The organism is Bacillus sp. 3255 (assembly GCF_031456485.1).
Lineage (GTDB): Bacteria > Bacillota > Bacilli > Paenibacillales > NBRC-103111 > Paenibacillus_E.
Window position 1 is genome coordinate 151171 of sequence record NZ_JAVDUS010000012.1, and the last position, 12860, is coordinate 164030.

At 52.1% G+C, this 12860-nt stretch carries 12 protein-coding genes; 9 read left to right on the plus strand and 3 right to left on the minus strand.

The genetic code is table 11. The annotated features are described in order from the left end of the window. Positions 1-14: 14 nt before the first annotated feature. Positions 15-485 carry a transcription elongation factor GreA gene (greA, locus tag J2X61_RS19060; RefSeq protein ID WP_274469565.1) on the minus strand — a complete coding sequence of 157 codons (471 nt, stop codon included), beginning with the start codon at positions 483-485 and terminating at the stop codon, positions 15-17. A gap of 153 nt (positions 486-638) precedes the next feature. On the opposite strand from greA, the gene J2X61_RS19065 reads away from it, so the two are divergent. Next, entirely contained in the window at positions 639-2630 is a 1992-nt protein-coding gene (locus J2X61_RS19065) for a hypothetical protein (RefSeq protein WP_310189817.1), read from the plus strand. A 50-nt stretch (positions 2631-2680) separates the two neighbouring features. Here J2X61_RS19065 and J2X61_RS19070 read toward each other — a convergent pair whose 3' ends face one another. After that, positions 2681-3457, minus strand: coding sequence for an SDR family NAD(P)-dependent oxidoreductase (locus J2X61_RS19070; RefSeq protein WP_310189818.1), 777 nt, complete (start codon positions 3455-3457; stop codon positions 2681-2683). A 213-nt stretch (positions 3458-3670) separates the two neighbouring features. Here J2X61_RS19070 and J2X61_RS19075 point away from each other — a divergent pair, with 213 nt between their 5' ends. Then, entirely contained in the window at positions 3671-5422 is a 1752-nt protein-coding gene (locus tag J2X61_RS19075; protein WP_274469562.1) for a sensor histidine kinase, read from the plus strand. 190 nt (positions 5423-5612) lie between these two features. On the opposite strand, the gene J2X61_RS19080 is transcribed toward J2X61_RS19075, so the two are convergent. Then, the gene (locus tag J2X61_RS19080) at positions 5613-6128 is read right to left on the minus strand and encodes a metal-dependent hydrolase (RefSeq protein WP_310189820.1); all 516 of its coding nucleotides are present in this window, start codon (positions 6126-6128) and stop codon (positions 5613-5615) included. A gap of 188 nt (positions 6129-6316) precedes the next feature. Here J2X61_RS19080 and J2X61_RS19085 point away from each other — a divergent pair, with 188 nt between their 5' ends. The 7 genes from J2X61_RS19085 to J2X61_RS19115 all read left to right on the plus strand — a co-directional run bounded on the left by J2X61_RS19085 (position 6317) and on the right by J2X61_RS19115 (position 12819). After that, entirely contained in the window at positions 6317-6595 is a 279-nt protein-coding gene (locus tag J2X61_RS19085; RefSeq protein ID WP_274469559.1) for a late competence development ComFB family protein, read from the plus strand. A 219-nt stretch (positions 6596-6814) separates the two neighbouring features. Next, on the plus strand, positions 6815-7846 hold the full coding sequence (locus tag J2X61_RS19090) for a BMP family lipoprotein (protein WP_274469558.1): 1032 nt from the start codon (positions 6815-6817) through the stop codon (positions 7844-7846). 89 nt (positions 7847-7935) lie between these two features. Then, entirely contained in the window at positions 7936-9435 is a 1500-nt protein-coding gene (locus J2X61_RS19095) for an ABC transporter ATP-binding protein (RefSeq protein WP_274469557.1), read from the plus strand. Continuing rightward, positions 9428-10495, plus strand: coding sequence for an ABC transporter permease (locus J2X61_RS19100; protein ID WP_274469556.1), 1068 nt, complete (start codon positions 9428-9430; stop codon positions 10493-10495). The genes J2X61_RS19095 and J2X61_RS19100 overlap by 8 nt, the downstream gene beginning before the upstream one ends. Then, the gene (locus J2X61_RS19105) at positions 10479-11402 is read left to right on the plus strand and encodes an ABC transporter permease (protein WP_274469555.1); all 924 of its coding nucleotides are present in this window, start codon (positions 10479-10481) and stop codon (positions 11400-11402) included. Before J2X61_RS19100 ends, J2X61_RS19105 begins: the two co-directional genes overlap by 17 nt. A gap of 12 nt (positions 11403-11414) precedes the next feature. After that, positions 11415-12092: a sulfite oxidase-like oxidoreductase gene (locus tag J2X61_RS19110; RefSeq protein WP_310189824.1), complete on the plus strand. Its 678-nt coding sequence runs from the start codon at positions 11415-11417 to the stop codon at positions 12090-12092. Position 12093: 1 nt separating this feature from the next. Next, on the plus strand, positions 12094-12819 hold the full coding sequence (locus J2X61_RS19115; protein WP_274469553.1) for a nucleoside phosphorylase: 726 nt from the start codon (positions 12094-12096) through the stop codon (positions 12817-12819). The last annotated feature ends 41 nt before the right edge of the window (positions 12820-12860 follow it).

The following is a 12860-nucleotide window of genomic DNA, read 5'->3' on the forward strand; positions in this document are numbered from 1 at the left end:
AATGCTTTTTGATTTTATACGCGGATTTCCAACAATTCATATGTGATGACTCCCATCGGAGCATTCACCAGAATCGTATCGCCTACCGATTTGCCCATCAGTGAGACGCCTAGCGGGCTTTCGTAGGAAATTTTGTTCTCGTTCACATTGGCTTCGGAGGATCCGACGACTTTATACTCAATTTTCTCGGCAAATTCCACATCGTTAAGAACGACGGTGGAACCGACTTGAACCTTGGAGTTATCGAGATTCGTAACGACCCGCGCTTTCTTCAGCATTCTTTCGATAGTCAGAATGCGGGTTTCCATGAAACCTTGCTCTTCCTTGGCGGAATGGTACTCGCTGTTCTCTTTCAAATCTCCGTAGGAAATAGCCGTTTTGATACGGGCAGCCAGCTCCTTGCGCTTTACGGTTTTCAGCTCTTCAAGCTCGTTCTCCAAGTCGCGCAGCCCTTGCGGCGTTAGAATGACCTCGTCATTGGACATTTATTACAGCTCCTCATGTATTCGATATTAGATAATAGTACTAAAGTAGAGGGAGCAAGTAAAGTGAAGGGACGAAGCAACTTTTTGGCGTGTGAGACGTCTTATTGATTGGAAGGTTTTTCCTTAAACTTCATGCGGAAGGGATTGGAGCTAATGATGAAACAGGGCAAAATCGTATTCGCGATGCTCGCAGCTGCGCTAGGTTTAGCCGGCAGCGTACCGCAGGCAGCAAGCGCCGACGTTATTTATGGCAGCTATGCACCGGATGGTCTTCGGCTTCCTGCCGCCATCGAGTTGTTGGCCGATACGCCTTATTACGGGCAATCCGACGTAAGAAGAGAGGATGTGGAACCGGAGGGGTCGTTCGCCCCGCAGACGGTGAAGGTGCTGGAGACCGAGAGCGGCTGGTCGATCGGCGAGGCGATATGGAAGATCGAGACGATGTACGGCCCCAAGTGGATTAAGCCGAAGCCTTGGGAAATCGATATAGCACCGCCGCCGCGAATTGTCCTCCTGGAGGAGACGCCTCTGTACCGCAGCCAAAGCACGAAGGGCGGAGCGGTTACAGCGCTGGCACCGCAAGAGGTAGAGGTCGCAGGGGCGGAAGAACGATGGTTCTATACGAATGATCCTGACAGCAAGGCATGGATCAAGATACATACGACTTGGCTTGGCGATCTATGGGCGCATATTCCGGTCAGTCGTATCGGAACCGTAGAGAACGTGCAGCGCAAAGCATATTATGGGGCCCTTCCGCTGAACAACGAGCTGGCAACAGCCATGGGAGTGGAGGGGAAGCAAACGGATTGGTCGCAGCCAGCTAGAGGCCAATTCCAGATCGTACGGGAGTTCACCACGATTTACGATCGTGCTTTCGAAGTACAAACGGATAAAGGAACAACGTGGACGCGCGATAGAGGCTTGCCAATCTTGAGCGCAGACGACACCTTGAAGATTACGCGGCGAACACCGCTGTTCAAGACGGCATGGGGCGGACTGCAGGAGGAAGAAGCCGTTCTGGAGAATGAAACGGTCACGGCTTTTGAGAAAATAACCGAACCCTTGTGGGGGGGAAGAGGCCCCTACGAATTATGGCACTACAGCACTTGGTATCATGTGCGTACGTCCAAGGGGACAGGATGGATCAACAAGCTGATTGGAGATCCGGAGGGAGCCGTTCCCGTTCGATGGAAATTGGCTATTACAGACGCCAAGGAGCTTCAGCGTTTCCCGGAGGTGCAGTTTAACGATACGTCTTTGCTGCTGCGTAATCAGACCGTACAAGTGACGGAAGCTTGGAATCCGCCGAACGGAGGCTCTATGTGGCTGAAGGTTCAGGTTGATAACCGGACGGGTTGGATTCCGTTCTGGAGCGGGTCGCAGGACCAAATCTGGGATCAAAGCTCACAAACGGTTGTTCAGCTGGCCAAATGGAATACGAACGGGTTCGGCATAGCGCCGGTTGGCCAAGACGGCTTGCAGCTGTACACCGGCGAGCGCATCGGTTACACGGAGAAGGGTGAGTCCTACTTGAATGCCAACCTGCTCGCCGAGAAGTTCCAATACAAACTGAGTTCGGCAGCAGGCAGCGATGGACTATCGCTGGCCAAAAACGACTATGCGATCGATTTGCAGAAAGGCGCAGCCACCGCGGTGGTTCATTGGAAAGGCGACAAGGGGGATTCGGTTCCGCTGTCGGAGCCGGTCCGGCGAATCGGCCAGAACCTTTATTTGAATCTTAAGGATGTCAAGAGCTTACTGGGGTTGACCCAAGTGTTTGCCGGCAACGAATATACGTTATTCGAGAAGGTGTATTCGGTGAAGCTGGATCAGCTGCCGTCCCGGGCGGCAAGCGGAAGGTTGGAGCTGCAGGCGTTCGTCGAAGACTGGACCAGCCGGGAAGATTACGAAGACGGACAGCTGCCGCTTCAGATGACGATTGAAGTGAATGGCGACCGCGGAGGAGCCCAGCATACCGCCGAGAACCAAGGTGTTGTCAATCAGCCCAAATCGGAATCCTCTGTGACGTTGTACAGTTTGAAGGCATCCAGACCGTTTGCTGCGGGAACACATCCTGTCAGCGTCGTGATCCGCATCGGTGAGCGCATCGTTTGGAAAAATAGCATCAACCTGATCGTCGAATAAATAAAAGGCAAGCAGCCCCGATCCCGTATGCGGATTGGGGCTGCTTGCCTTTATTTGGACGCCATTGATTTGCGGATGACGCTGCCGAACAGGGTGACAATAGCTTTCCTGGAGAGAATGCGGCTAAGGAACGCGTTCAGCTTGTTGGCACTTCCGTCGATAACGTAGGTTTTATTGCGCTCGAGCGCTTTCAGCGCGGTCGTGACGACCTGCTGCGGCGTTCTTTTGTTGTTCGTTTCCACATCTTTGGCCGTATCGAAAAAAGGGGTGTCTGTCGGCCCCGGGCAGAGCGCCAGCAGTTTAATGCCTTTATGCCGGTATTCCTCCCATAGCGATTCGGTGAAAGAAAGCACGAAAGCTTTGGTCGCGCTGTAAACGGAGCAATATGGGAAGGGGAAGAAAGAAAGCAAGGAAGCCAGATTAATAATGGTGCCCTCGCCCTTCGCCACCATACGCGGCAAATAGAGATGGGTCAGCTCGACGACCGCTGTAATATTCAGCGCAATCTGCTGATGGTATTGCTCCGCAGAATGGCTTAGAAATTCACCGCTCAGTCCAGACCCTGCATTGTTGATCAGGAGATCGACATGAACGCCAAGCTGTTCCGTTCGTTCATAGATGGTTAGAGCTGCATGCATTTCACTCAAATCCGCGGTAATGACGTCTACCTCGATCCGGTAGGTGCCGGACAGCTCGGCTGCCAGCTTGTCCAATTTGGCTTTGGACCGGGCAACCAGAATGAGTCTGTGTCCTTGGCGGGCAAGCTGCCTGGCGAACACTTCGCCGATGCCGGAGGAAGCTCCGGTGATAAGTGCAGTTTTTGTCATATTTTAAATTCTCCCAATCGGCTTGTTTGCTGCCATTTTTCCCTATCTTACCAAAGGTTCGATTGTCTGTACATTAATAGATAGACAACACTTTCTTATCCTACTATACTACTGAAAGGGAGATATTTTTCGGAATATGTCGAAAAAAAGCAGATTACATATTATTAAGGTTGTAATATCCATTTTACACCATACAGAAAGTGTGAAAACTTCATGAGAATCAACTCCAAAGTCATTTCTATTACTTTTATAATTGTCATTTTACTTTTGGTAACGAATAACTCTTCTTATTATTGGTATACGAAGTCTCTATTAACGCAAGCGCTTTCGGAGCGGATGGAGTCGACGGCGAACCAGATTCGAACGTCCATTGAGCAGTCGGAGGAAGGCTCTTTCTTCGTCGAGGATTTAATTGGCGAGAACCTCCGTTCGGTTGCGTTGTTCGCGGCCAGCAGGCTCGATCCGAATATCGATAATGTGAGCAATGAGCAATTGGTTCAGCTTGCCAAGCAGGCGGGTGTTGACGGCTTTTCATTGATGAAGCGAAACGGCAACGGCAACGATATCATGATAGGCAAGTCATCGGAGCCCAAGGAGCTGCAAATTACAAGCACCATTCCTTTCGGTTATTGGTTTACGGCGTTCGACCAATTAATGACCAATCATCATGTGACCATTCCCGAGGGACAGAAGCTGCCGAATTTCTGGTCGGGCATTTACGAGGTTCCGGCCTCAGGCTCAAGCAACGTCTCCAAATTCGGCTATTTCTATGACGGTACGACGAATTATATCATTTGCGTATTCGTGAACGCCGCCAAAATTCAAAGGTTCAAAGAGATTGTCGGAGCGGATACGATTGTCAAGAAAACGGTCGCTGCGAATCCCGACATTTTGGAAATTTCCGGACTCAACGGGAAAACGTTCGGCACGAAGCCAATCGAGTACAAAGGCAGCGACGGCACGGCCTTCATCTCGGTCTACGACCGGCCGCTGCTTTTCGGCTCCTATAATATCAAGAGCGATCAAGATCTGAAGCATTACAATGAAGCGATTGCCAATAATGCGCCTGTCAGCGTTGTCGATCAATGGAACGGCAAGCCGATCCTGAAGACTTTCGTATATGTTCCCGTCAAACAAAAGCTAACCGAAGTGCAGCGGGAAGTCCCTTATGTGATCACAATCGTCTCCGACTATCAATCGATTCAGCAGACTCTGAATAAACAGCTTGTCCAGCTCTTGCTGCTCGTCATTCTGTTGACTGTGTTCTCCGTTGTCTTCATGTATGTCGTTTTCAGATTCGTAACCAAGAGCCGGGAAACAGCCGTTCAAACAACTCAGGAGATGTATATTCAAAATGTCGATCTGATGTTCGCGACGATTCGCAGCCAGCGGCACGATTTCTTGAACCATGTACAGACGATGTACGCTCTTCTGGCGAATGGCAAGAAGGAAGACCAGATGCGTTATATGAAAGAATTGCTTGCCGAAATTAATGAAGTGAACGACATTATCCGCATCGGTCATCCGGCGATTGCAGCGCTCATTCAAGCCAAGTTTACGCTTGCGATGCGTACCAAAATTGACTTCCATTACGAATTCACCGGTTTGGAAGGATTATCCCTTGGGGTCAAATCGGTAGATATCGTGAAAATTATCGGGAACCTGATTGATAATGCGTTCGATGAGGTCAACAAATTCCCGTTGGATGAGCGGGAAGTGATCGTGAACGGTTGGTCGGAGTCCAATCATGTGATCATCTCCGTGTCGAACCCGGTGCAGCCGGATTTCCAAGTGGAGGATTACAACCAAATGTTCATGATCGGCTACAGCACGAAGGGCGGCGGCGAGCATCAAGGCTTGGGGCTGTCGGTTGTGAAAGAGCGGATCGAGCATTACAAAGGCACGATCGAAGTGTCAGTCGAAGACGGATGGATCTGTTTCAAAATATCCATTCCGATGCAATGAAAAATAGCCCCTTCCCAGGTAACGGAAGGGGCTAACGGACACCAGTAAATCGTTATTTGACCTTCGGGGCTCGTTTCCGCCCCGCAAATGGTCAAATAGCGTCTACGGTGTCCGTTTTATTTGAGCCGCCGCATTTCAACGGAATAGCGGCTCTGGTCGTTTACGTGCGCGTCCCAAGACTCGCAAGCGGCTATGCAGCAGGTCGAATGTAAGGGAACACGTAGACCATAAACGGAATGAGCAGGGAAAGCACAAGCAGCAGCCAACGGAAAATCGTCTCACCCACGGAGCCTGTGTCGATGGCCGCAAACTTGGGAAGCAGGCGAATTTTGGCCGGCAGCGGCCAGAACAGCTGAATGCCGCGCTCATTCAGCAAGTCGATGAGCGGGTGAGACGCATAGGCGAGGATGAATACCCAGAAGTAGAGCGGAGGCAAGGCGACCGTTGCCATCATCAGCAGCAGCATGAATACGATGGAGTGGGTCAGCGTGCGGTGCCGCACCTTCAATACCCGCAGCAGCGCGGAGAGCGGGAACAGCACCTTGGCCATGGTGGAGCCCGGCTTGTCGACGTCCGCCAGCGTTCCCGCCAGACAGCCGAGCAGAAGCGCTCCTGCGGTGTCCCAGGAGAAGAAGCTGACCTCGTGATAAGCCAATACGATTTCTGCCGAGATGCAGCCGGCAATACTGTGTGTTTTTTGCAGCATGGTAACGAACCCCTAAACATCATGAAATTTGAACTTTGAACTGTATAGCATTCGAAGCGCGAACGGCGTTTGAGTCCAAAGTATACCATATTGCCGCGATTGTGGAAGACGCTACTTTTGAATTACACATACATGCGTTTATACGTTATAATAGACAAATAGTTGATATAGAGAAGGAGAGAACTCCGATGCCTGTCTTTAACGCCATGGAGACGATTGTTGTCAATTTATTCGAGGAGTTTCAGAAAAATTACGAATTAAAGTGCGATTGCCATAAATGCAAGGATGATATGCTCGCCTTGGTTTTGAACAAAATTCCGCCGAGGTACACGTCCAGCGAGAAAGGGGCGCTGTTCGTCAAGGGGATGTACATCAATTCACAGCTGCAATCCGATGTCATGCGCGAGTTAATGGAAGCCGCCAACATTGTTGCAGACCATCAGCATCACGAAAAGGAATCTTTATAGAACGTAGAGCTGCCCTCCCGCTGCGGAGTGCGGCTTTTTTTGTATGGATAGAATCCGGATAATATAGTATACTTATCGACAAGATTCTTCAATTCGTGCAAAGAAGTTTGGAGTTTTATGTCGAATTCAAAAAAATCCTTTGACTAAATCCGAGCTATTTAGTAGGATATTAAAAAGAATCATAAAATCTTATACATATAACAGGGGAGAGATCATTAGATGAAAAAAGCATTAATTTCCATGTTCGCCGTCACTGTGCTGTTAACAGGCTGCGCAACGGCCAAAACAGACGCGCCTGCTTCGAGCGCTGAAGCGACGAAAGCAGCTACAGCCAAATCGGACAAGAAAATCATTCTGATTACACCGGAGAAAATCGGCTTGAACCCGTTTTTCGCCCAAGAAGATGAAGGCGTTAAGAAAGCGGGCCAAGAGTTCGGCGTTACCGTGAAAACCGTTGAATCGACCGATGCCAGCGCCATCGAACAAAATCTGCGTGCTGCCGTTGCCGATAACTACGATCTCATCATTACAAGCTCCTTCGAGTCCGAGGATGCGCTGAAGAAGGTTGCCGCCGAGAATCCGAAGAAATCCTTCGCGATTATCGATACGGTCGTTGATCTGCCGAACGTTCGCAGCGTCGTATTCCGCGAGCATGAAGCAGCTTACCTGTTAGGTGCTGCGGCCGGTCTTGCCACGAAGAAGAACGTCGTCGGCATGGTCGCTGCCGTTGATATTCCGCTTATTAAGAAATACACGGTCGGTTTCCAAGAAGGTTTGAAATCCACGAATCCGAATGCCAAGTTCATTGTGAACTATGTCGGCAGCTTCACGGATCCTGCCAAAGCCAAGGAGCTTGCGCTGACGCAATTCTCGCAAGGCGCTGACTTCATTGCAGCGGCATCGGCAGTCGGCGATCTTGGCGTATTTGAAGCGGCGAAGGAGAAAGGGTTCTACACATCCGGTCAAGATATTGACCGTACGGTTACGGATCCGCAGCATATCGTTCTTTCCCAATTGAAAGGTACGGATGCCGTGGCCTACCAAACCGTGAAGGATTTCGTTAACGGCACTTTCAAATTCGGTTCGGTTGACTACGGTTTGAAAGAAGATGGCGTAGGTCTTACATTCGTAACCAAAGAAAGCAAATCCGCACTGAGCCCATTCGTCGGCCAAGAAGTCGTGAATAAAGTGAAAGCGATTCGTGACGATATCGTTGCCGGTAAAGTGAAAGTCGAGAATCCGGTCAAATAGTCATTCGATAATTTCATATGGACCTTGGAAACTGTTTGCGGAGACGCAAGCAGTTTCCTCATGTCTAGGTAGAGGAGCGATAAACCGTTATGCTGCTTCAAATGCGTCAAATTACGAAAGCATATGGCAATTTAACAGCAAATTCCAACGTTGATTTCTCGCTGCGTCAAGGTGAGATTCACGCGTTGGTCGGGGAGAACGGTGCCGGCAAAACAACGCTAATGCGCATCTTATACGGCATGGAGCAGCCTACGGCAGGAAGCATTCTTTTGAACGGCCAGGAGATCCGGTTCTCCAATCCGACGGATGCGATCCGTCACGGAATCGGCATGGTGCATCAGCACTTCATGCTCTTTCCTACCTTCACCGTTGCGGAAAATATCGTGATTGGGAACGAGCCGCGAGCGGGGGTGGCATTTGACCGCAAAACGGCGGTTCAGCAAGTAGAGGCCTTATGCGAGAAATACCGGCTGCCGATCGATCCGCACCGGAAGGTCGCGGATTGCCCGCTTGGCTTGCAGCAGCGGGTCGAGATTTTGAAGGTGCTCTATCAAGGCGCCGACATCATTATTTTGGACGAGCCTACCGGCGTGCTGACGCCTCTTGAAGCGAAAGAGCTGCTGGTCATTATGCGGGCATTGGCCGATCAGGGCAAAAGCTTCATCATCATTACGCATAAGCTGCATGAAGTGATGGAAATTGCGGACCGCGTCACCGTGCTGCGCGACGGCAAGGTAACGGGGGAAGTTTCGACGCAAGCTACCGATGTCGAGCAGTTGTCCAAATTGATGGTCGGCAGGGAGCTCGTCCCGATGTCCAAGAAACAAGCGGTCATCGGCGACGCGGTTGTTCAAGTGAAAGAGATTACGATAGCCGGAGACAAAGGAAAGCCTGTTCTGGATCGTGTCAGTTTGCAGGTCAGCGCAGGTGAGATCGTCGGCATTGCAGGGATTTCGGGTAACGGACAGTCCCAGCTCATTCAAGCGATTTCCGGTCTGCTGCCGATCGATCAAGGGGAGATCCGCTTGTTGGGCGAATCCGTGGCGGGACGTTCGGTTCGCGAGATCAGAGAAATCGGACTTTCGCATGTGCCGGAGGACCGCTACCAATGGGGGGCGGCCAAAGAGGGAACCGTGCTGGAGAATGGCACGATGGGCCACCACAGAAAGCAGGCGCGCACCGGCTTGCTCGCCGGCAAACAGCTGCGGGAGATGGTCGACGGCTTCATCCGGCAATTTCAGATCAAGACCGGCTCGCAAGAGACGAAGGCGAAGTTCTTGTCCGGCGGCAATTTGCAGAAGCTGATCGTCGCTAGGGAAATCGCCCAGAAGCAGCCGTTCCTTATTGCGGCCGAGCCTACGCGCGGTGTTGATATCGGGGCGATGGAGATTATTCATCAGGAGCTGCTGCGCAAAAGAGACGAGGGAGGCGCAATCCTCTTGGTATCGTCCGAATTAACGGAAATTCTGAAGTTGTCGGATCGCATTCTTGTTATGTATGAAGGCCGAATAGCCGGGGAAATTTCTGCGGAGCGCGCGACGGAAGAGCAGATCAGTCTATGGATGGCGGGGGGAGAATCAAATGCTTAAAGGACGTCTGAATATAAGCGCTTGGATCCAGCCGCTGCTTGCCGTTGTGATCGGCTTGCTTGGCGGTGCTATCGCCATAGCGTTGATCGGCGGATCGGTTATTGACACCTATGCGCAGATGTGGAAAGGTGCCTTCGGCAATTTCTACTTCATTACGAATACCTTAACGAGAGCGACGCCGCTCATTCTTGTAGGATTAGGCGTATCGATCGCTTTCCGTGCCGGATTCTTCAATATGGGATCGGAAGGTCAAATGATTCTTGGCGCGCTATCGAGCGCCATGATTGCGCTGTATTTGCCGGGACCGGCTATGTTTAAGCTGCTCGGCGCCATTCTCGGCGGGATTCTTGCCGGAGGCATATGGTCCGCTTTCGCCGGTTGGCTGGATGCCAAGTTCCGGATGAATCTGATCATCACGACACTGCTGCTCAATTACATAGCGGCCTTGTTCGCCGGTTATCTCGTTGCCTATCCGCTTAAGGACAAAACCGGATCGGCTGCACTGGCGCAAAGCATGATGATTGATAAGGGCGTATGGCTGCCCAAATTGTTTCAAGGGATGAGCATTCACGGCGGCTTCATCATTGCGATTGTGCTGGCGGTTGTCCTGTATCTCTTCATTAAATATACGGCCCTCGGATATGAAATCCGCATGCTCGGGTATAATCCGTTGTTTGCTGCCTACGGCGGCGTCAACAGAGGGAAAGTGATGCTGCTCAGCATGTTCGCGAGCGGCGCCTTTGCCGGACTGGCAGGAGCCGTTGAAGTGCTCGGGATGCAGTACAGGTATACCGACGGCATGATTACGAATCCGGGATATGCCTGGTCGGGCATCATGGCGACGCTATTGTCCGGCGCCCACCCGCTCGGGACGGCGATTGCCGCCATCCTGCTTGCAGCCTTGCAAACCGGCGGAATGGGCGTCGAACGGAACACGAACATCCCGCTTGAGATTTCCAGTGTCATTCAATCCCTGCTCATTTTGTTCGTGACCGCAAAGTTCAGTTACACCTTATGGAAAAGACGGAAAGGAGGCAGCGGCGATGGAGCATCTTCTTGATGTGTCATTATTCAATTCCATGCTTCGGATGGTGGCGCCGATTCTGCTTGCCGCACTCGGCGGCGCGATTTGCTCGCGAGTCGGCCTGTTTAACGTAGGTTTGGAAGGCTTCGTGCTCGTTGGCGCCTTCACGGCGATCGTAGGCAACTTCTACACGGGCAATGTGTTCCTTGCCGTCCTGATCGCAGTCGCCGTGACGATGCTGTTCTCGCTCATATTCGCTTACATCAGCATCCATTTGCAGGCCAACGTGATCGTCGTAGGGATTTCGTTTAATTTTCTAGCTTTAGGCTTGACCGCTTTTTGCTTGCGGGCTATCTTTCATGTCAAAGGCGCTTTCTACGATAAAAATATGATCGGCTTGCCGAAATGGGAGATTCCGGTCATTCAGGACATTCCCGTCATCGGGGGCATCGTCTCCGGGCATTCTCCGCTCGTCTACTTGGCTTTCATCCTGGTGTTCGCGCTTCATTACTTTTTATTCAAATCCGTGCTGGGCTTCCGCCTGATCGCGGTAGGCGAGAACCCGGTTGCGAGCAGAAGCATCGGGATTAAAGTGAACCGGATGCAGTATATCGCCGTGCTCATCTGCGGTCTGCTCTGCGGATTGGCAGGCGCGCAGCTCTCCCTCGGACAAGTGACGATGTTCACGGAAGGCATGACGGCCGGAAGAGGCTTCATCGCTCTCGTAGCGACGATGCTCGGACAAGCCAATCCGATAGGCGTCATGGCATCGAGCCTTCTGTTCGGCTTGATGGATGCGTTCAGTATCCGGCTTCAGGGCTTCTCGCTGCCTACCCATTTTACACAAATGCTGCCTTACGTCGTGACGCTGCTGGCTATGCTCTTCTTCCGGAAAAGCAATTATTTGGCCGATGCGCAGAAGGCTAACGGCAGCTCCAGATAGGAGAAGGAACACATGCATAAAGACAGTAAATCCGAGCGCCTCAAGCGCATGCCGATTCCGGCCGTAGCGGTTCCGCAGGAGATTGCCCACCGGGTTCCGCCCGGTCAGGCAGTGACGGAACGGTTCCCGATCCTGCACGAAGGAGAAGTGCCGAATTACGAGATGAGCGAATGGTCGCTGCGCGTTTTCGGTGAAGTGACGCAAGAGAAGACATTCCGGTATGAGGACATTCTCGCACTCCCCCGGACGCAGATTATTTGCGACATTCACTGCGTTACTCGCTGGTCGAAGCTGGACACTCCATGGGAGGGAGTACGCTTTCGCGATTTCCTGCAGCTCATCGAGGTGAAGCCGGAAGCCAAGCATGTCATGCTGCACGCCGACAACGATTATGAAACGAATGTGCCGCTTCAAGACCTGATGGGAGATGATATTCTGCTGGCCTTCCATTATGACGGCAAGCCGTTAACGCCGAAGCATGGATGGCCGCTGCGCCTCGTTGTGCCCCATCTCTATTTCTGGAAGAGCGCCAAATGGTTACGCGGCATTGAATTTATGAAGGAAGACCGCGAAGGCTTCTGGGAGCGCAACGGCTTCCATAACGTCGCCGATCCGTTCAAGGAGGAGCGTTTCTCCGGCGAAGCGATTCCGATTCCGGAGGATGAATGGGTAAGAAAGGAGTTCGATTAAGATGTGGTTATCGATTTTGCAAGTAAACTCGGAGGATCTTACTCCTTACGCGATCGTTTGCGGCGATCCGTTCCGCGCGGAAGCGATCGCCGGGAAGCTGGACGATAAGCGTGAGCTATCTTTCAGCCGGGAATACCGGACGTTCGTCGGGACATCGTCAGGGGTGCCCGTCACCGTCGTCAGCCATGGCGTCGGATCGCCGGGAGCGGCGGTGTGCTTCGAAGAATTGATCAAAGGCGGCGTGACGACATTGATTCGCGTAGGCACGGCAGGTTCCTACTCGGCGGATGTCCCGCCGGGAAGCCTTGTCGTCAGCACGGCTGCGGTGCGCGAAGAAGGGTTGACCCGCCAGCTCGTACCGGCCGGGTACCCGGCGGTTGCCGACTCCGATGTCGTTCAAGCGCTGTATGAAGCGGCTGGAGAGACGGAAGGCCTCGTGAAGAAAGGGATCACGGTGACGTTGGACGCTTTCTTCCAAGGCGTCGAGGAATTCCCGCATCAGAAATATAAGCGAGCCGGAGCACTAGCCGTAGAGATGGAAATCTCCGCGCTGTATGTGATCGCTTCGCTTCGCGGTGTGCGTGCGGGAGCGATCGTTGCGCTGGACGGCTACGCCGATGCCGATCTTCGGGAAGTGTATGATCCGCACACGGATGTGGTGTCACTTGCCGTTGAACGGGAAATTGCAGCTGCGCTTCGAGCGGTTGAGAAGCTGCACGCCAAGTAATAAACAAGAAGAGGTCAGCCAGTATGTTATCTGGTTGACCT